Consider the following 16,761-nt stretch of genomic DNA (forward strand, 5'->3'; position numbering starts at 1 on the left):
ACCCGCTGGGCCGCGCCCCGGACCGTCGGCGAATTAAGGCCTCGAAAGCACCGCGCCAATACCCCGATACCGGGTGACAAGCACTTACGCTGGCATGGTGACCAGTCATTCCAATGACCCACGCGCCTGGCAGCGGCCCGACGACGCGGCCGGGCGGCCCGCGTCGGCGAGCCTGGTCGACCCCGAAGACGATCTCCCGTCGGCCAACTACGCCGGCGACTTCGAGACCACCGCGATCCCGCACTACGACTCGAACAGCGGCGCGCCGGTCTCCACCGGTTTCGGACTGCTCAACGATCCCGAGCCGCTGCCGTACGTGCAGCCCGGCGGCAGGCACGCACTCGACTACTCGGCCGAACCGGCGGAGATCGGCCCTGATCCGTTCCGCGCCGCACCGGAGCGCCGCGGCACGCTCGACCTCGGCCTTCTGCTGTTGCGGCTCGCAGTCGGTGCCCTGTTCATCGGCCACGGCCTGCAGAAGGCGTTCGGCCTATGGGGTGGCCCCGGGCTGGGCGGATGGGAAGCGGAGCTGTCCGATATGGGCTTCCGCTATGCCGACATCCTGACCTACGTCGGCGCCTTCGGTCAGATCGCCGCCGGGGTGCTGCTCATCCTGGGTCTTTTCACTCCCGTGGCCGCCGCCGGCGCGCTGGCGTATCTGGTCACCGGCGTGCTGGCCGAGGCGATGGTCGCCCACGAGGAGGCGCGCCTGTCGGACTTCCTCACCGACGGACACGAATACAACGTGTTCTTGACCTGCGCGGTGGCCGCGCTGGTGTTGACGGGCCCCGGCCGGTACGGATTCGACGCCGGACGCGGTTGGGCGCGTCGGCCCTTCCTCGGATCGCTCGGCGCGCTCGTGCTCGGCGCTGGCGCGGGTGTAGCGATCTGGGTGCTGCTCAACGGCGGCAATCCGTTCGCTTAATCCTTCGCGTACGGATTCGGCACGCGCCCGTCGCTGGCCTCGGCCAACAGCGGCAACGTCGCGAACGTCACCGCGGGCAACCGCAGGTCCCTGCCGTCCTTCAGATGGGCGTAAGCCGAAGATCCCTTACCGAACCGCAGGCCGTCGATGTCGCCCCAGCCGACGGTCTCGCTGCCCAACAGCGTGCGTGCGGTGACCTGATCGCGGTCGGCGACGGTGCGGTAGCGCGCGACGAACACCGACAACACGATCGGAATGATCAACAGGGCCGCCACCCAGGTGAGGCCCGCCAAAACCAGCGAAAGCATGCTGAACGCCAGAAAGGCGACGGCGAAATGCGCCATGGGAGAGATCCGGATGACGACGGGAGCGGGAGCGGCGTTCGTACTCACCCCGCCATCTTCGCACCGTGCCGCAATTTGACCTGTGACCAGTGCAGAGGCTACCGTCGACGGTTATGCAGGCCCAGGGGTTGCTCGTAGTAATCGGGAAGCGCGTTGATGCCGCGCTCGCCCTTACTCGGGCATAACTCCGGCATCAGCGCGCGACCCTCGTACAGCAACCCAGCTGACGGGGGTTTTTTCTTGCCCGACCACCGAATTTGAGACCCTAGAGACGGATCCGAAGAAGGATTTAGGAGAACGAACACCGTGAGCGCACCAACAACCCGACCGCTGGAGCAGGTGGCGGCAACCGTGCCCGACGACGGACATGCCACCCACCCGACGGCCAAATCTGCGCCCGCACCGGCCAAACGCGCTGAGCCGCAACAGATGACCGGCGCACAGGCAGTCATCCGGTCGCTGGAGGAACTCGACGTCGACACCATCTTCGGGATCCCCGGCGGTGCGGTGCTGCCGGTGTACGACCCGCTGTTCGACTCCAAGAAGCTGCGCCACGTCCTGGTCCGTCACGAGCAGGGCGCCGGGCATGCCGCCAGTGGGTACGCCCACGCGACCGGCAAGGTCGGCGTGATGATGGCGACGTCGGGGCCCGGCGCGACCAACCTGGTGACGCCGTTGGCCGACGCGCACATGGACTCGATTCCGGTGGTGGCGATCACCGGTCAGGTCGGGCGCGGCCTGATCGGCACCGATGCGTTCCAGGAGGCCGACATCTCCGGCATCACGATGCCGATCACCAAGCACAACTTCCTGGTGCGCAGCGGCGATGAGATCCCGCAGGCGATCGCCGAGGCGTTCCACATCGCGGCCTCGGGCCGCCCCGGGCCGGTGCTGGTCGACATCCCCAAGGACGTTCTGCAGGGGCAGTGCACCTTCAGCTGGCCGCCGCGCATCGACCTGCCGGGTTACAAGCCCAACACCAAGCCGCACAACCGCCAGATCCGCGAGGCCGCCAAACTGATCGCGGCCGCGCGCAAGCCGGTGCTCTACGTCGGCGGCGGGGTGATCCGCGGAGAGGCCACTGAGGAACTGCTGGAGCTGGCCGAGCTGACCGGAATTCCGGTCGTGACCACGCTGATGGCGCGCGGGGCGTTCCCCGACAGCCATCCGCAGAACATGGGCATGCCCGGGATGCACGGCACGGTGTCCGCGGTGGCCGCCCTGCAGCGCAGCGACCTGCTGATCGCGCTGGGCACCCGGTTCGACGACCGGGTGACCGGGCGGCTGGACTCCTTCGCGCCGGAGGCCAAGGTCATCCACGCCGACATCGACCCCGCCGAGATCGGCAAGAACCGCCACGCCGACGTGCCGATCGTCGGTGACGTCAAGGCCGTCATCGCCGATCTGGTCGTGGCCCTGCGCCGGGACGGCACCGCCGAGGCGATCACGATCGACAACTGGACGGAGTACCTGCGCGGTGTGCAGGCGACCTACCCGTTGAGCTACGGACCGCAGAGCGACGGCAGCCTCTCGCCGGAGTACGTCATCGAGACGCTGGGCAAAATGGCGGGGCCCGAGGCGGTGTACGTCGCCGGCGTCGGCCAGCACCAGATGTGGGCCGCACAGTTCATCTCCTACGAGAATCCGAAGACGTGGCTCAACTCCGGCGGCCTGGGCACCATGGGCTACGCGGTGCCCGCGGCGATGGGGGCCAAGTTCGGCCGCCCGGAGGCCGAGGTGTGGGCCATCGACGGCGACGGCTGCTTCCAGATGACCAACCAGGAGTTGGCCACCTGTGCCGTCGAGGGTGCGCCGATCAAGGTGGCTCTGATCAACAACGGCAACCTCGGCATGGTGCGCCAGTGGCAGACGCTGTTCTACGAAGAGCGGTACAGCCAAACGGATCTGGCCACGCACTCGCGTCGCATCCCCGACTTCGTCAAGCTGGCCGAGGCGCTCGGGTGTGTCGGATTGCGTTGCGAGCGAGCCGAAGACGTCGAGGACGTGATCCGGCAGGCCCGTGAGATCAACGACCGGCCCGTGGTGATCGACTTCATCGTCGGCGCAGACGCCCAGGTGTGGCCCATGGTCGCGGCGGGCACGAGCAACGACGAGATCCAGGCCGCGCGCGGCATCCGCCCGCTGTTCGACGATCCGGAAGAAGGCCACGCCTGATGAGTACCAACGCTACGCAGACGTTGTCTGTTCTGGTCGAGGACAAGCCGGGTGTCCTGGCGCGCGTCGCGTCGCTGTTCTCTCGGCGCGGCTTCAACATCCAGTCCCTGGCGGTCGGTGCGACCGAGCAGAAGAACATGTCGCGGATGACCATCGTCGTCAGCGTGGACGAAGCGCCGCTGGAGCAGATCACCAAACAGCTCAACAAGCTGGTCAACGTGATCAAGATCGTCGAGCAGGAGGAAGAGAACTCGGTTTCGCGTGAGCTCGCGCTCATCAAGGTGCGCACCGACGCGTCGACTCGCGGTCAGGTCATCGAGGCGGTGAACCTGTTCCGCGCCAAAGTCGTCGACGTGTCGACCGAGTCGCTGACGGTCGAGGCGACCGGTACGCCCGAGAAGCTCGAGGCGCTGCTGCGGGTGTTGGAGCCCTTCGGAATCCGCGAGATCGTGCAGTCCGGTGTGGTGTCGCTGTCGCGCGGCCCGCGCAGCATCGGAACCACCAAGTAGCCCACAACTCAAGACGAGTAGTCCCAAATCAAGTGAGTAGATAAGGAAATTCAGTGGCAGTAGAGATGTTCTATGACGACGACGCGGACCTGTCGATCATCCAGGGACGCAAGGTCGGCGTCATCGGCTATGGCAGCCAGGGTCACGCGCACTCGCTGAGCCTGCGCGACTCCGGCGTCGAGGTGAAGGTCGGCCTCAAAGAGGGCTCCAAGTCGCGTGAGAAGGTCGCCGAGCAGGGGCTCGAGGTCGACACGCCCGCCGAGGTCGCCAAGTGGGCCGACGTCATCATGTTGCTGGCGCCCGACACCGCACAGGCCGAAATCTTTTCCAACGACATCGAACCCAACCTCGAGGACGGCAACGCGCTGTTCTTCGGCCACGGCCTCAACATCCACTTCGACCTGATCAAGCCGCCGGCCAATGTCACGATCGGCATGGTCGCCCCGAAGGGTCCGGGACACCTGGTGCGCAGGCAGTTCGTCGACGGCAAGGGCGTGCCGTGCCTGATCGCGATCGATCAGGACCCCAAGGGCGAGGGCCAGGCGCTTGCGCTGTCGTACGCCAAGGGTATTGGCGGCACCCGTGCAGGCGTCATCAAGACCACGTTCAAGGACGAGACCGAGACCGACCTGTTCGGTGAGCAGGCCGTGTTGTGCGGCGGCACAGAGGAACTCGTCAAGACCGGGTTCGACGTGATGGTCGAGGCCGGTTACGCGCCGGAGCTGGCGTACTTCGAGGTGCTACACGAGCTCAAGCTGATCGTCGACCTGATGTACGAGGGCGGCATCGCGCGGATGAACTACTCGGTGTCCGACACCGCGGAGTTCGGCGGTTACCTCTCCGGGCCGCGGGTGATCGACGCCGACACCAAGGAGCGGATGCGCACCATTCTCAAAGAGATTCAGGACGGCACTTTCGTCAAGAAGCTCGTTGCCAACGTCGAGGGCGGCAACAAGGAGCTCGAGGGCCTGCGCAAGAAGAACGCGGAGCATCCGATCGAGGTGACCGGCAAGAAGTTGCGCGACCTGATGAGCTGGGTGGACCGGCCCATCACCGAGACGGCCTAACTCCGGCGATTTCGGTGTAGTTGGTTTCGCTCAGCGCCACCGACGACACCGAAATCACTACTCGTCGGGGCGGTGCTCGTGCCCGGGGCGACCCTGGGTGCGGCGCCGTTCCTTCATTTCTGACTCGAACACGTGCCTGCGGCCCTGCTGTAGCTCGTCGCGCACTCGGCGTTCGTGGTCGCGGAACACCGACCAGTAGCTGTCGTCGAAGTCCTCGACGATCTGGAACGTCCAGCGGCCGTACAGCACGTTGCGGCCGACGACTTCGGACTCCAGACGCTCGGCGACATCTTCGTGGCCGGCGTCGCGCAACTTGTCACATGCCTCACCCAGCAGAAGGTCCGCGCGACCCATCAGCTGGTGGAACGAATACAGATGTCCGCGTGCGCGTTCCACCCACTCCAATGCCTCCGAGACTCCGCCGACCGCCTCGACGGTCGCGTCGTCGAGTCCCTCGGGGCGGCTGTGCTGTTCGTCCTTCTGCTGATCGGTCATGGGGCTACAAGTACCCGCTTCGGGCCGCAGCCATGTCCACGTGACGAACGGATGCATCGCTTTCGCATTGATGGTTTGCTCACCGCGCGATCGGTGAACCCTCGCTAGGCCCGAAACCCCAGTGAGCAGGCCCCATGAATGACGCTGACACACCGCGGTACACCGTCCGCGTGGTGGCCGAGCGCGTCGGCGTGCCGACTGCGACCCTGCGCAGCTGGAGTCAGCGCTACGGGGTCGGGCCATCACAGCACCGCGCTGGACGACACCGGCTCTACAGCGACAACGACGTCGCCGTCGTGCAGCACATGCATCAGCTCATCGGGCAGGGCACCAGCGCCCGCAGCGCCGCCCGACTCGCGTCCGGGTCCGTCGCTCCGCGACGCGGCGACATCGAGGCGCTGCTGTCGGCCGCATTCGAACTGGACCTCGCCGCGTTGGGTCGGCTCCTGGAAACCCATCTGCGTCACTTCGGGGTTGTCGACACATGGGATCTGATGGTGCGGCCGGCGTTTGCGGCCATCGTGTCCAAACAGGACGAGGACGGCGGCTGCGTCGACGTCGAACACGCGCTGTCGTGGGCGGTCTCGCGATCACTGCACGCAGCGCCGCTCATGCGCATCGACGCCTCGACAACGGTCATCCTGGCGTGCACCGCGCGCGAAGCGCATGTTCTGCCGCTCGAAGCGCTTCGCGCCGCCCTCGCCGAACGTGGGCGCGGTGCGCTGATGCTTGGCGCCGACGTTCCGGTGGCGGCGCTGACCGAGGCGATCGGCAGGGTGACGCCTTCCGCACGGGTGGTGCTGTGGTCACACACCGCCGATACTGCCGACATGGATATGGTCGCAGCGGCCGGCGCGGATACCGACGTCGCGCTCGGCGGCACCGGGTGGGACGCGGCCGCCGGCGTCGCCCCGGCCGCGCGCGTGCACAGCCTGCGTGAGGCCGTCGATTGGTGTGTCTGTCACTCATGACCAGGTTGCATCGTCTATGCGTCGGTTAGCCCGGCGGATTTGGGTACACACATGAGGTGTCTGCAGTGAGCACGCCGACGACCATGGCCACGACCGGCGAGTGCGTCGTCCTTCTCGACGAACAGGGGCGGCAGATCGGCAGCGCCGCCAAGACGACTGTGCACCACGCGGCGACCCCGCTTCACCTGGGGTTTTCGTGCTATCTGTTCGATGCTGACGGGCGGGTGCTGTTGACCCGTCGCGCGCTGAACAAGACGACGTGGCCGGGGGTGTGGTCGAACTCGTTCTGCGGGCACCCGGCACCGGGGGAGAAGGTCGAGGATGCGGTGCGCCGCCGCGCCGGCCAGGAGTTGGGCATATCGATCCACTCCCCGGTGTGCGTGCTGCCCGACTTCCGGTACCGCGCGGTCGCCGCCGACGGCACGGTCGAGAACGAGATCTGTCCGGTGTTCTTCGCCCGCTGCGACGGGCGGTTGCGGCCCGATCCGGGCGAGGTCATGGAGTGGATGTGGGTCTCCTGGGATCAGCTGCGCTCGGCGGTCGGATTGCCCTGGTCGATCAGCCCGTGGGCCATGGAGCAGATACCGCTTCTCGACGAGCCTCACTTGCAGGGGTCGTGGCCCCAGTTCATCAGCGAGTAGCGCCAGGCCGAGTCCTCGATGTCGCCGTTCGGCCGCTGAGCCAGATGGCGGTGCGCATATCCGACGACCTTGCGCATGTGTGCATAATCGTCGTCGTCCAGCAAGGATTTCTTCTTGCGCAGCAACTCGACGGTGCGCCTGCCGCTCGCGTGGCCGGTCGACTCCGCGCCGTCGGACTTCTGCCCAACAGCTTTGGATTCCGCTGAGCCGAGCCAATTCTCGAGTTCACCGGCGGTCATGTTGACGGTGCCGGTGAACTCGGCGTAGGTCGCGGCGCGATCGTCGGGGGTGTCGGCCACGACGCTACTTCTTCTTCAGCGATTCCGGCTTGTGCACCGCGTCGCGGCCGCTCTTGTCGCTGCGCACCCGGTACTGCGGGTTATCGGAGTCGGCGCGCACCGTGCGCCCCGCGGCCTCAGTGTCCGAGGTGATCTTCTCTTCGACCGTTCCGGTGACGGTGGTGCCGTGACTCTTCCACTGCACCTTGTCGCCCTTGCGGATGTCCTTGCTCATCTCGGCGGTATACCCGGGCGGCCCCACGCAAAACGGGCTCAAGCCCGGGAGCGCTGCCGGTAAAGCCGTTCGGCGTAAGCCAGATCGTCACGCCACAAGCGGGTGGCCGCATATCGCATGAACGGGGTGATCATCGGCGCGCCCCGAAGCGCGTGCGCAAAGCCCGGACGGTCGGAATGGGCGATGACCGCCTCGATGACGGCGGTGCGGGGCACGCCGTCGCGGTCGGGACCGAGCGGGGTCGCGTGCGTCTCGACCACGCTTCCCGCGCCTTCGCCGTCGATGATGCGCATGGTGATGGTGCGCGGCTCCGGTGTGGTGAACTCCGCGATCACCGGCACGCCGAGCCGCCCGATGCGAAAGGTGACTGCGACCAGAAAGCGGTCGGCGTCTTCGGGGAGATCGTCGTCGGCCGCCGGCGCCGACAGTACGTCCAGCCGCGTGAACGAGTACGGGTGAAACCACGCCCCGTGCCACGGATCGAGCCGGTTGGCGATCACGTCGCTGGGCTCGCAGGTGCCGACCAACCGCGTCACCGCCGACAACCGCGGCCCGTCGGGTCGCCTCGGCAATATCGGTGCATCCGTCGGGGTTTCGCCGCCGATTGCGTCCAGCCGCACCCATGCGAGCACACCGTCGTCGTGGGCGGGGTAGGGCCGCCAGCTCCAGGTTCGGCCGCCGTCGAAGCGCAGTCCGTGCCACGGGCAGATCAAGGTTCCGCATTCGACGGTCCCGGTGGACAGGTCGGCGCCGAGGTGCGGACAGGCTGCCGGGCCGACTGCGAGACTGCCGTCGGTGCCGCGCCAGGCGACCAGTTCGACTCCACCGACCGTGGCGCTGACCGGTCGCTTGCCGATGGTGTCGCTGGCCGCGAACGCATACCAGTTTCCGCTCGGCCTGCGCTGTGAGCGGCGCAGCGCGCTGTGAATCAGCGACGGCTTGGCATCGTCGTACGTCGGCCGCTGGCCGGACCACGTGGTACGCGGAAGCAGTTGAAACGGCGTGGTTTTCGCCAACCGTGCCTTGATTTCAGCGAGCATGGTCATGCGTACTGCCTTTCGGCCAGTCGCCGCAGGGGGGCGAAGCGACCCTGGGTGGGCACCGTCTGGAGGTCGTGGCCGGTCAAGCTGAAGCGCTTCAGCAGTAGGTTGGCCGCCGACCATCCGGTGGTCGCGGCCCGCTCCATCAGCGCGACCGGCAGGTCGATGCGGATACCGTCACCGGCCAGCGCCAGGCCGGGGTGCGGCGTCGAGACGGTGGGGCGGCGTTCGAAGTCACCGGGGGCGAAGCGCGGGCAGTCCTGACGGCACAGCACCCGTTCGCCGACGATCTTCGCGTCGGCGGTTTCGGGATACAGTTCGGCCATCCGCACCGGTAACCGCTCGAGCACGTCGTCTTTTCCGTCGGTCACCGCGTATGCGTGCAGTTCCACCACCGAGCCGCCGGTTCGGCGCGACCACGTCGCCGCCTCCCGTTCGTACCTGTCCAGCACGCTCACATTGTCCAGCGGCGGTCGGCCGCCCGTCCCGAGAAATGCCGCACGGTCCGGATGGAGGGGCCGGTCCAGCCACAGTCGCTGCACGACGAACGGTGCGGCCGTGCCCATTGCGGCGATCCGGGATCGCCATTCGTCGTCGCCGAGCGATGCCGATTCATCGACGATGCGCTGCAGGCCGGAGACATCGGTGGCCAATACCACCCCGTCGGCCTCGAGCGGGTCGCCGCCGTCGGAGTGCACCGCGAACCGGTCATCGGTGCGTACCTCGGTCACCGACACACCGGTGTGGATGCGGACTCCCAGCGATTGCAGGTAGACGCGCAGCGGTTCCCACAGCGCCGTGTCGAAGTTCGCACCTGCGACGTCGAACACCAGGCCCTCGCTGGAGCCCAGGAAGTAGATGTGGAACATCGTTGCCAGTTCGGCGGCAGAGAGGTTGGTCGGCTCGGCGAAGAAGCTCCTCGAGAAGACCTCGAAGGCCAGGTGGCGAGCGGGTTCGGGAAAGTTGATGTCGCGCAGGAAGGTGTCGGCGTCGACATGGTCCAGACGGTCATAGATCTCGGGGACCGACACCGCGGCCAAGGGCGCCGCGGCGCGCGCGTTGAGCCGCACCAGGTCGCGAAGCCGGAAGGTGGGACTGCGCAGCGCGAAAGCCAACGCATTCCACGGTGGCGTCTGCGGCAGGCCCCGGAATGTGTCGCGCCTACCGTGCGCGTCAACCAGCGGGTAGTCGGAGACGGCAGTGAGCATGCCCAACGCTGGATCTATGCGGCGCAACAGGTTTCGAAGGTTGTAGTACTGGCGGAAGAAGGCGTGGAAGCCGCGGTTCATGGCGACCGGAGAGCCGTCGTCGAGCGAATCGGTCCACCCACCGACACGACCCCCGAGGTACGTCTCGCGTTCGAGGACATCGACGCTCACCCCGCGTTCGGCGAGACCGGTGGCCGCGGCCAGGCCCGCGATGCCCCCGCCGACGACGACAACGTGCGGTTTGTCGAAAGGCACCCCCGCGTCGGGCGGCGGTGCGGGGTGGGTGATGCGTTGCGGGTCGGTCATCGGGGCGCCTCGGCGAGGAACGTGTGCACGATGTTGCGTTGCCAACCCGGCATCGTCTCGCTATGCAGGGCCGTGAATCCGTTGCGGCGCAGGCGATCCCGAAATTCTGCGGCACCGTCGAAGTGATTCACGCTGCGCCGCAGGTACCGGTACAGCGAGGCATCACCGCTGCGGAGACGCCCGCTCGGAATGATGATGGTGGCGCACACGGCGTTCCACACCGCGGTCGCCAGCCGCGAGTCGCGCACGGAGTACTCGTGAACCGCCAGCGTCGCTCCCGGGCGCAGCAGTGCGCGGAACTCGCGCAGTTGCGCGTCGGGGTCGGGCAGGTTGCGGATGAGGTAGGCGGCGAAGATGCCGTCGAAGGGGCCGCCGACGCCGGCGGCGGCGAGGTCCTCGATGCGGCTGTGGACGAACCGCACCGAGTCGGGCCACGGTTTGGCCCGCGCCTCGGCCAGCATGCCTTCAGAGCCGTCCACGCCGACGATCTCCGCGTGCGGTGCCACCGACAGCAGCGCCGCGGTCGACGCGCCGGTGCCGCAACCGGCGTCCAGCAACCGCAGCCCGCGACCGTCATCGGGCAACCGCATCCGCTGCGCCGAAATACGAAGGTGCTCATGGTATCCGGGATTGGAGTCGACCAGCTTGTCGTAGGTCGGCGCTCCCTCGTCGAACGCGGCGGGGACGTCAGCGGGGTCACCGGCGTCACGGCCCGCATTGACTTTCACGACGCGTTCCTCCTCTGTGCGCGCAACCGCTGCCGTTCCCACAGCAGTAGCACCGCGGTGACCAGTGCCCAGCCGAAAAGGAAGTCCTCGACCGGGATGTCGAACGGGAACCGGATGCCGCTGGTGTGCCGTTCGTCGTAGATGACGATCGGTGCGCTGAGCTTGGTGAGCCAACCGTCGACCGGTATCTGGAAACCGAGCACGATCGTCATCGAGACCCAGTACGCGGGCTTGCGGAACAGCCCGGTGCGAAGTACACCCAACTCCAGCGCGCACACGGCGATCACCCCGAGTACGGCGGGCACCGTGTATCCGAGTCCGGTCATTTGGTCTGCTCCACTCGACCCCGCGTCCGTTGCAGCCAGGTCAGGATCGTGGTGACGGCGTTGTAGGTCAACAATCCGCACAGCGGGATCACGATGAAGAACAGCAGTTCCTCGATCGGCATCACGCCGGGGATGTCGATCCCGGTGACGTACTTCGAGTTGTATGTCCACACGTCGGCGAAGATGGCGATCACATCCCAGAGCACGAACACCGCGGCCGCGGGCAGAATCGCGGTTGCGGCCCGGCGCGCCTGCCGGTAAACGCCGTCGCCGAAGATCTCCAACGGCGCGGTGATCACCAGGCAGGCGGCCAGAACCAACAGGTAATGCCAGTTGTCCATCGTCACGCCTTGGGTTCCTGACGACGGGCCCTCCACGCCTTGACCAGTCCGGCGCATCCGACGCGGATGCGGCGACCGGTGCCCACGGTGGCGCGCTGGCTGAACACGGCGAAGTCGATTTGCTCGATTCGATCGAGGATTTCGGAGTACAGGGTCAGCGCCGCCGACACGCACGGGCGCGACCGCGGGCTCAGATGAGCGATGCCGCGCCGCGCGAAGTCGTACACGCGCCGGTTGATGGCGTGTTGTTCCACCAGCGCCCGGCGCACCTTCACGTCGGTGCGACGGTTCTCGTGGCACCAGGTCAGCACATCCCGGTCGACCCCGTATGCGGCCAGTTCGTCGGCGGGCAGGTAGACCCGGCCGCGCTCGAGGTCCTCGTCGATGTCACGCAGGAAGTTGGTGAGCTGAAACGCCTTTCCCAGTGCCGCCGCATACGGCGCGGCCTCTTCGCGTGGGCCGACGGTGCCCAGTACGGGCAGAAGCTGCAAACCGATCACCTCGGCCGAGCCGTACATGTAACGATCGAGTGCGGCCCGGTCGGGATAGTCGGTGACGCTCAGGTCCATGCGCATGGAGCCGAGGAAGTCGTCGAACAGCTCCCACGGGATGCCGTACCGCCGGGCGCAGTGCACCACCGCGGCCAGCGACGGATCCCCGTCGTCGCAGCTGCCCTGCGCGAGCCGGTTGAACAGCTGGGTGGCCAGGCGCTGCAACTGATCGGCGCGCTCATTCATGCTGATGACGGGATCGAAGTCGTCGAGGATGTCGTCGGCGCGGCGGGCGAAGCCGTACAGCGCGTGCACGGCGGGACGCTGTTCGGGCGCCAGCAGCCGGGTGGCCAAAAAGAAGGTGCGGCCGTGTTCGGCGTTGATCGTGCGGCAACGACGATAGGCCTCGCGCAGTGCCGGGTCGTGTACGCCCGCGGCGTCGAGTTCGGAACCGATCATGCTTGCACCACCTGGCTACGGGCCCGCCGGACTGGCAGGCCGGTGATTCGGTCGGCCGCCAGCCGCCCGGACAACAGCGCGGTCGGCACGCCGACTCCCGGGACGGTCGACGACCCCGCCAACACCACGTTGGCGACGCCGCGAACGGTGTTGGCGGGACGGAAGGGGCCGGTCTGGCCGAACGTGTGGGCCAACGCGAACGGAGTTCCCGCGGCCATTCCCTGACGCGCCCAGTCCGCGGGATCCACGACGTGCAGCACCTCGGGGTCGACCCCCACCTGCGGGAGCCGTGAGCTCACCACGTCGATCATCTGGCGCACGTAATCGTCGCGCGTCGATGCCCAATCGATGTGTCCCACTGTCAGATTGGGTGCGGGGGCGAGGACGTACAGCAGGTCCCGGCCTGCGGGCGCCAGCGACGGGTCCCCGGCGGTGGGGCGGGTCACCAACAGCGACGGATCCGACATCACGCGTCCGTCGTCGATGATGTCGGTGAACGTCTTGCGCCACTCGTCGCCGAAAACGATCGTGTGGTGTCCGACGTCCGGGCCCACGGTGCGGCAGCCAATGTGGGCCACCACCGCCGACGGGGCGGGCCGCAGCGGCAGCGCACGCCGCGGCGTGCGACCGAGCAGCCGGTACGTGTCGGGCAGTTCGGTGGTCAGCACCACCGCGTCGGCAGTGATCCGGTCACCGCCCTCGGTGTGCACCGCGACCACCCGGTCGCCCGTGCGCTCCAACGCCGAAACCGCCGAATCGTAACGGAACTCGACGCCGGCATCGGTCGCGGCCGCGGCCAGCGCTTCGGGCAACGCGCGCACACCGCCGCGGGGGAAGTACACGCCGGAGATCGTGTCCATGTAGGCGATCACGGCGTACACCGCCAGCGCCCGGTGCGGCGGCACACCGGCGTACAACGCCTGAAAGGTGAACACCCGCTGCAGTCGCTCATCGCTGATGAAGCGGCGCACCATCCTGTCCCAGCGCCGGAAGCCGCCGATGGCGATCAGCCGGGCGAGCTGCGGTGTCAGCAGCGACAGCGGTGAGTCGAAGTTCGCGGCGATGAACCCGTCGAACTCGACGCGGTACAGCTTGGCCAGCCAATCGCGAAGGCGCAGATAGCCGTCCGCCTGGTCGCGGCCTGCGAAGCCCTCGATCTCGGCGGCCATCGCGTCGGCTTCGGCGCGCACGTGCAGCGAGCTGCCGTCGGCGAACGACGCGCGGTAGGCGGGATCGACGTTGATCAGGTCCAGTCGGTCCGCGGTGTTCTCGCCGACGGCGGCGAACGCGTCGTCGATGATGTCGGGCATCGTCAGCACGGTCGGCCCGGTGTCGAGGCGGTAGCCGCCGATGTCGGCGCGACCGACGCGCCCACCCGGATGGTGTCCGCGTTCGAGGACCGTGACGGTGCGGCCGCGCCCGGCGAGCTGCAGCGCCGCCGACAGTCCCGACAGCCCTGCACCGACCACGACGACGTGGTCGGTGCGGCCCGCGACGGTGCGCATCACGCGGCCCGTTCGGTGCAGGCGGCGGCCATGTCGGCCAGCGCGGTGCGGATCAACGGATCCAGTTGCCTCGTGTCGATCAGCTCGAGCGCTCGGTTGAGCCGCGAATCGATCAGCTGTTCAACCCATTCCAGTGCGCCGGTCGCGACGATCAGCTCGCGCCACCGGCGGATGTCGTCGTGATCCAGATCGGAGGCACTCATCAGATGGGTGAGCTCGCGGCGATGGTTCGCGTCCGCGAGGCGGTAGGCGGCCACCACGACGCTGGTCGCCTTGTGCTCGAAGAGGTCACTGCCCGCCGGCTTACCGGTGATCTCGGGAGACCCGAAGATGCCGAGGACGTCGTCGCGCAACTGGAAGGCCTCACCGACCGCTTCGCCGTACTGGCCGAGCAACATCAGCACACGGGGCGGGCATCCGGCCATGTCGGCGCCGATCTCGAGTGGTCTGCGCACGGTGTAGTTGCCGGACTTGCGCCGCATCACGTCGAGAACCCGTTCCCACTCGGGGAATTCGGCGGCGTCGTTGACCAGGTCGGCGAACTGGCCGACGGCGAGCTCGGTGCGCATCGCGTCGTATCTCTGCCAGCCGCGCGCCAGCGCAGCCTCCCCGACGCCGCTTTCCCGCAGCATCTGTTGGGCCCACACCAGGCATAGATCTCCGAGAAGGACGGCCGCGGCCTCGCCGAAACGGTCGGGTGAACCCGACATCGCCCGCTCGCGGTGCCACTGCGCGAACCTGACATGAGCAGAGGGCCGCCCGCGGCGCAGCGCGGAGCCGTCCATCACGTCGTCCTGCAGCAGGGCGAACGCATGCAGCAACTCGAAGCTCGCCGCCGCCCGCAGCGCACCGGGATCGTCGTCGGCATTAGACAACCAGCCGAGGTAGACGAAGGTCGAGCGGACGCACTTTCCACCGTCGACGAAAGCCTGCAGGACGTCGGCGGCGATATCGACTCCGGCCGATTTGAGGTCGTCGGCGCAGCGTGTCTTGACGAATTCGTTGAGCGACCGAAGCACCTCACTGCGTATGGCATCGCGCCATACCGGAAATGCGGTGGTCATCAGCCCTTTGGGGGGAGCGGTGAGGTCTGACACCGACAGGAGCGGGGTCTGCGTGTTTCCGTTGATCCCGCTCAAGCAGCGTTCCTTTCACTCGATGCGATGACAGGTACCCGAATCGGTCGAACTCAACCGGGGTACCCCTTCTCACCGCACCTACGCATCGAATTTGCATCGATACGTACCGAGTTCCGGGCTCAGGGAGACAGCGCAGGCACCGTCTTGATGCCGAACTCGCGCCGCAGCACCGTTCGTGCGGCGAAATAACCGGCCATGCCGTGCACCCCGCCCCCGGGCGGCGTGGCCGACGAGCACAGGTACGCCTTGGGGATGGGTGTGGTCCAGGGGTTGATTCGAGGGGTCGGGCCCGTCAGCGCGTGAATGAGGGTGTTACCGCCGACGCCGATGTCGCCGCCGACCAGGTTGGCGTTGTGGTCGGCCAGGCGTGCGGCGGAAACGGTTCGCACGGACACCACGATGTCGCGGAAGCCGGGCGCGAAGCGCTCGAAGATGTCGGTGACCCGCTCGGCCTGGTCGACGGTCGATCCGTTCGGGACGTGCGCGTAGCTCCACAACGGCCGGCGGCCCTGGGGGTCGATGCGGCCGGGATCCTCCAGGTGTGGTTGCGCGGCGAGCACCATCGGCCACTCTGGGTGCCGCCGTGAGGCGATCTCGCGTTCGGCGTGTGCCATCTGTTCGCGGGTGCCGCCCATGTGCAGCGTGGGCGCCTGTCGTAAGCGCTCGTCGGTGAACGGCACATCCTCGGAGAGCACGAAGTCGACCTTGGCAACGCCGGGGCCGAATCGATATCGCTGCAACGCTTTTGCGTAGCGGCGGGGCAGCTTGTCGCCGTAGATGCGGGCCAGCGCGGTGGGTGCGGTGTCGAAGAGTGCGACACCCTCGGGTGGTTCGGTGACCTCTTGGCCGGCCGTGATCACGCCACCGTGAGCACGGAGATCGGAGATCAGCGCATCGACGATGGCCTGGCTTCCGCCGACGGGGATGGGCCAGCCGACGGTGTGTGCGAGCGTGGCCAACATGAGGCCCCCACCTGCCGACACCAACGACGGCATTTGAGAGATCACATGCGCGGCAACGCCGCTGAACAATGCACGCGCATCGTCACCCTTGAGTGCGCCCCATGCGGGCGTGCCCTGTTCGAGCAGCCGGCTCGCCACCTGGACGGCGGCGATCGGATTGCTCGGCACCGAGCGTTTGTCGCCGAGCAGCAGATCGAGAACGGCGTCGTCGCGTTCGACCATGGGGCCGAAGAATCTGCGCCATGACTGCCCGTGCTCGAGTTCCGCAGCGGTCCGGTCGAGGTCGTGGTAACCGATCGCGGCGCGCGCCCCGGGAAGTGGATTGGCGTAGGAGACCTCGGGCACCCGCAAGCTCACGCCACGGGCGGGCAGGTCGAATTCGGCCAGGAACGGCGACGCCAGCGCGAGCGGATGAACGGCCGAACAGATGTCGTGGGAGACGCCGGGAAACTCCGGGTCGGCGAGTGTGCGGGCGCCGCCCCCGAGCGTCGGCTGCGCCTCGAGCACCTGCACCGACAACCCGGCCCTGGCACAGACGACGGCTGCCGCCAAACCGTTGGGTCCGCTGCCGACGACGGTGACATCCACGCCTGCGGTTCTCCCACCCACCACACTT

The 16,761-nt window shown here is 67.5% G+C and carries 19 protein-coding genes; 6 read left to right on the top strand and 13 right to left on the bottom strand.

Features of this window, described 5'->3' with window-relative positions; translation table 11 throughout:
- Positions 1–97 precede the first annotated feature (97 nt).
- Positions 98–925 (top strand): DoxX family protein, encoded by an 828-nt coding sequence (locus CEX87_RS00165; RefSeq protein WP_064426160.1) that lies wholly within the window; start codon positions 98–100, stop codon positions 923–925.
- On the opposite strand, the gene CEX87_RS00170 is transcribed toward CEX87_RS00165, so the two are convergent.
- The gene (locus CEX87_RS00170; protein ID WP_064398535.1) at positions 922–1,269 is read right to left on the bottom strand and encodes a PH domain-containing protein; all 348 of its coding nucleotides are present in this window, start codon (positions 1,267–1,269) and stop codon (positions 922–924) included. The genes CEX87_RS00165 and CEX87_RS00170 overlap by 4 nt on opposite strands.
- Positions 1,270–1,575: 306 nt before the next feature.
- On the opposite strand from CEX87_RS00170, the gene CEX87_RS00175 reads away from it, so the two are divergent.
- The 3 genes from CEX87_RS00175 to ilvC all read left to right on the top strand — a co-directional run bounded on the left by CEX87_RS00175 (position 1,576) and on the right by ilvC (position 5,020).
- Positions 1,576–3,444: an acetolactate synthase large subunit gene (locus CEX87_RS00175; RefSeq protein WP_094285535.1), complete on the top strand. Its 1,869-nt coding sequence runs from the start codon at positions 1,576–1,578 to the stop codon at positions 3,442–3,444.
- Positions 3,444–3,953, top strand: coding sequence for an acetolactate synthase small subunit (gene ilvN, locus CEX87_RS00180; protein ID WP_094285537.1), 510 nt, complete (start codon positions 3,444–3,446; stop codon positions 3,951–3,953). Before CEX87_RS00175 ends, ilvN begins: the two co-directional genes overlap by 1 nt.
- Before the next feature lie 65 nt (positions 3,954–4,018).
- Positions 4,019–5,020 (top strand): ketol-acid reductoisomerase, encoded by a 1,002-nt coding sequence (ilvC, locus tag CEX87_RS00185; RefSeq protein WP_197506030.1) that lies wholly within the window; start codon positions 4,019–4,021, stop codon positions 5,018–5,020.
- A 57-nt stretch (positions 5,021–5,077) separates the two neighbouring features.
- Here ilvC and CEX87_RS00190 read toward each other — a convergent pair whose 3' ends face one another.
- Entirely contained in the window at positions 5,078–5,515 is a 438-nt protein-coding gene (locus tag CEX87_RS00190) for a hypothetical protein (RefSeq protein ID WP_094285539.1), read from the bottom strand.
- Between the two features lie 134 nt (positions 5,516–5,649).
- Between CEX87_RS00190 and CEX87_RS00195 the strand changes: the two genes are divergently transcribed.
- Positions 5,650–6,486: a MerR family transcriptional regulator gene (locus CEX87_RS00195; protein WP_094285541.1), complete on the top strand. Its 837-nt coding sequence runs from the start codon at positions 5,650–5,652 to the stop codon at positions 6,484–6,486.
- Positions 6,487–6,569: 83 nt separating this feature from the next.
- Positions 6,570–7,127, top strand: coding sequence for an isopentenyl-diphosphate Delta-isomerase (gene idi / locus CEX87_RS00200; RefSeq protein WP_064416838.1), 558 nt, complete (start codon positions 6,570–6,572; stop codon positions 7,125–7,127).
- Here idi and CEX87_RS00205 read toward each other — a convergent pair.
- The 11 genes from CEX87_RS00205 to CEX87_RS00255 all read right to left on the bottom strand — a co-directional run bounded on the left by CEX87_RS00205 (position 7,088) and on the right by CEX87_RS00255 (position 16,733).
- The gene (locus CEX87_RS00205) at positions 7,088–7,426 is read right to left on the bottom strand and encodes a DUF3140 domain-containing protein (RefSeq protein ID WP_233151195.1); all 339 of its coding nucleotides are present in this window, start codon (positions 7,424–7,426) and stop codon (positions 7,088–7,090) included. The genes idi and CEX87_RS00205 overlap by 40 nt on opposite strands.
- Before the next feature lie 4 nt (positions 7,427–7,430).
- Positions 7,431–7,640: a hypervirulence associated TUDOR domain-containing protein gene (locus CEX87_RS00210; protein WP_064398548.1), complete on the bottom strand. Its 210-nt coding sequence runs from the start codon at positions 7,638–7,640 to the stop codon at positions 7,431–7,433.
- A 38-nt stretch (positions 7,641–7,678) separates the two neighbouring features.
- Positions 7,679–8,686 (bottom strand): DUF5914 domain-containing protein, encoded by a 1,008-nt coding sequence (locus CEX87_RS00215; RefSeq protein WP_064416839.1) that lies wholly within the window; start codon positions 8,684–8,686, stop codon positions 7,679–7,681.
- Positions 8,683–10,194 carry an FAD-dependent oxidoreductase gene (locus CEX87_RS00220; protein WP_094285543.1) on the bottom strand — a complete coding sequence of 504 codons (1,512 nt, stop codon included), beginning with the start codon at positions 10,192–10,194 and terminating at the stop codon, positions 8,683–8,685. The genes CEX87_RS00215 and CEX87_RS00220 overlap by 4 nt, the downstream gene beginning before the upstream one ends.
- The gene (locus CEX87_RS00225) at positions 10,191–10,922 is read right to left on the bottom strand and encodes a class I SAM-dependent methyltransferase (protein WP_094285545.1); all 732 of its coding nucleotides are present in this window, start codon (positions 10,920–10,922) and stop codon (positions 10,191–10,193) included. Before CEX87_RS00225 ends, CEX87_RS00220 begins: the two co-directional genes overlap by 4 nt.
- Positions 10,919–11,248 carry a lycopene cyclase domain-containing protein gene (locus CEX87_RS00230; protein WP_064398556.1) on the bottom strand — a complete coding sequence of 110 codons (330 nt, stop codon included), beginning with the start codon at positions 11,246–11,248 and terminating at the stop codon, positions 10,919–10,921. The genes CEX87_RS00225 and CEX87_RS00230 overlap by 4 nt, the downstream gene beginning before the upstream one ends.
- Positions 11,245–11,589, bottom strand: coding sequence for a lycopene cyclase domain-containing protein (locus CEX87_RS00235; protein ID WP_064398558.1), 345 nt, complete (start codon positions 11,587–11,589; stop codon positions 11,245–11,247). The genes CEX87_RS00230 and CEX87_RS00235 overlap by 4 nt, the downstream gene beginning before the upstream one ends.
- 2 nt (positions 11,590–11,591) lie before the next feature.
- Positions 11,592–12,539 (bottom strand): phytoene/squalene synthase family protein, encoded by a 948-nt coding sequence (locus tag CEX87_RS00240; protein WP_064398561.1) that lies wholly within the window; start codon positions 12,537–12,539, stop codon positions 11,592–11,594.
- A complete protein-coding gene (crtI, locus tag CEX87_RS00245) occupies positions 12,536–14,044 on the bottom strand; it encodes a phytoene desaturase family protein (protein WP_064398563.1) in 1,509 nt (502 codons plus the stop codon). Before crtI ends, CEX87_RS00240 begins: the two co-directional genes overlap by 4 nt.
- Positions 14,044–15,108, bottom strand: a complete 1,065-nt coding sequence (locus CEX87_RS00250) for a polyprenyl synthetase family protein (protein WP_064417134.1) — start codon at positions 15,106–15,108, stop codon at positions 14,044–14,046. Before CEX87_RS00250 ends, crtI begins: the two co-directional genes overlap by 1 nt.
- A 194-nt stretch (positions 15,109–15,302) precedes the next feature.
- Positions 15,303–16,733, bottom strand: a complete 1,431-nt coding sequence (locus tag CEX87_RS00255; RefSeq protein ID WP_094285547.1) for a phytoene desaturase family protein — start codon at positions 16,731–16,733, stop codon at positions 15,303–15,305.
- Between the last annotated feature and the right edge of the window lie 28 nt (positions 16,734–16,761).

The organism is Mycobacterium lehmannii, assembly GCF_002245535.1.
GTDB classification, from domain to species: domain Bacteria; phylum Actinomycetota; class Actinomycetes; order Mycobacteriales; family Mycobacteriaceae; genus Mycobacterium; species Mycobacterium lehmannii.

Coding starts and splice junctions, on each gene's coding strand:
- CEX87_RS00195 (WP_094285541.1), top strand. CDS start 5,650: ATGAATGACGCTGACACACCGCGGTACACCGTCCGCGTGGTGGCCGAG.
- CEX87_RS00250 (WP_064417134.1), bottom strand. CDS start 15,108: ATGACCACCGCATTTCCGGTATGGCGCGATGCCATACGCAGTGAGGTG.
- ilvN (WP_094285537.1), top strand. CDS start 3,444: ATGAGTACCAACGCTACGCAGACGTTGTCTGTTCTGGTCGAGGACAAG.
- CEX87_RS00210 (WP_064398548.1), bottom strand. CDS start 7,640: ATGAGCAAGGACATCCGCAAGGGCGACAAGGTGCAGTGGAAGAGTCAC.
- CEX87_RS00235 (WP_064398558.1), bottom strand. CDS start 11,589: ATGGACAACTGGCATTACCTGTTGGTTCTGGCCGCCTGCCTGGTGATC.
- CEX87_RS00170 (WP_064398535.1), bottom strand. CDS start 1,269: ATGGCGCATTTCGCCGTCGCCTTTCTGGCGTTCAGCATGCTTTCGCTG.
- idi (WP_064416838.1), top strand. CDS start 6,570: ATGGCCACGACCGGCGAGTGCGTCGTCCTTCTCGACGAACAGGGGCGG.
- CEX87_RS00215 (WP_064416839.1), bottom strand. CDS start 8,686: ATGACCATGCTCGCTGAAATCAAGGCACGGTTGGCGAAAACCACGCCG.
- CEX87_RS00230 (WP_064398556.1), bottom strand. CDS start 11,248: ATGACCGGACTCGGATACACGGTGCCCGCCGTACTCGGGGTGATCGCC.
- CEX87_RS00220 (WP_094285543.1), bottom strand. CDS start 10,194: ATGACCGACCCGCAACGCATCACCCACCCCGCACCGCCGCCCGACGCG.
- CEX87_RS00190 (WP_094285539.1), bottom strand. CDS start 5,515: ATGACCGATCAGCAGAAGGACGAACAGCACAGCCGCCCCGAGGGACTC.
- ilvC (WP_197506030.1), top strand. CDS start 4,019: ATGTTCTATGACGACGACGCGGACCTGTCGATCATCCAGGGACGCAAG.
- crtI (WP_064398563.1), bottom strand. CDS start 14,044: ATGCGCACCGTCGCGGGCCGCACCGACCACGTCGTCGTGGTCGGTGCA.
- CEX87_RS00240 (WP_064398561.1), bottom strand. CDS start 12,539: ATGATCGGTTCCGAACTCGACGCCGCGGGCGTACACGACCCGGCACTG.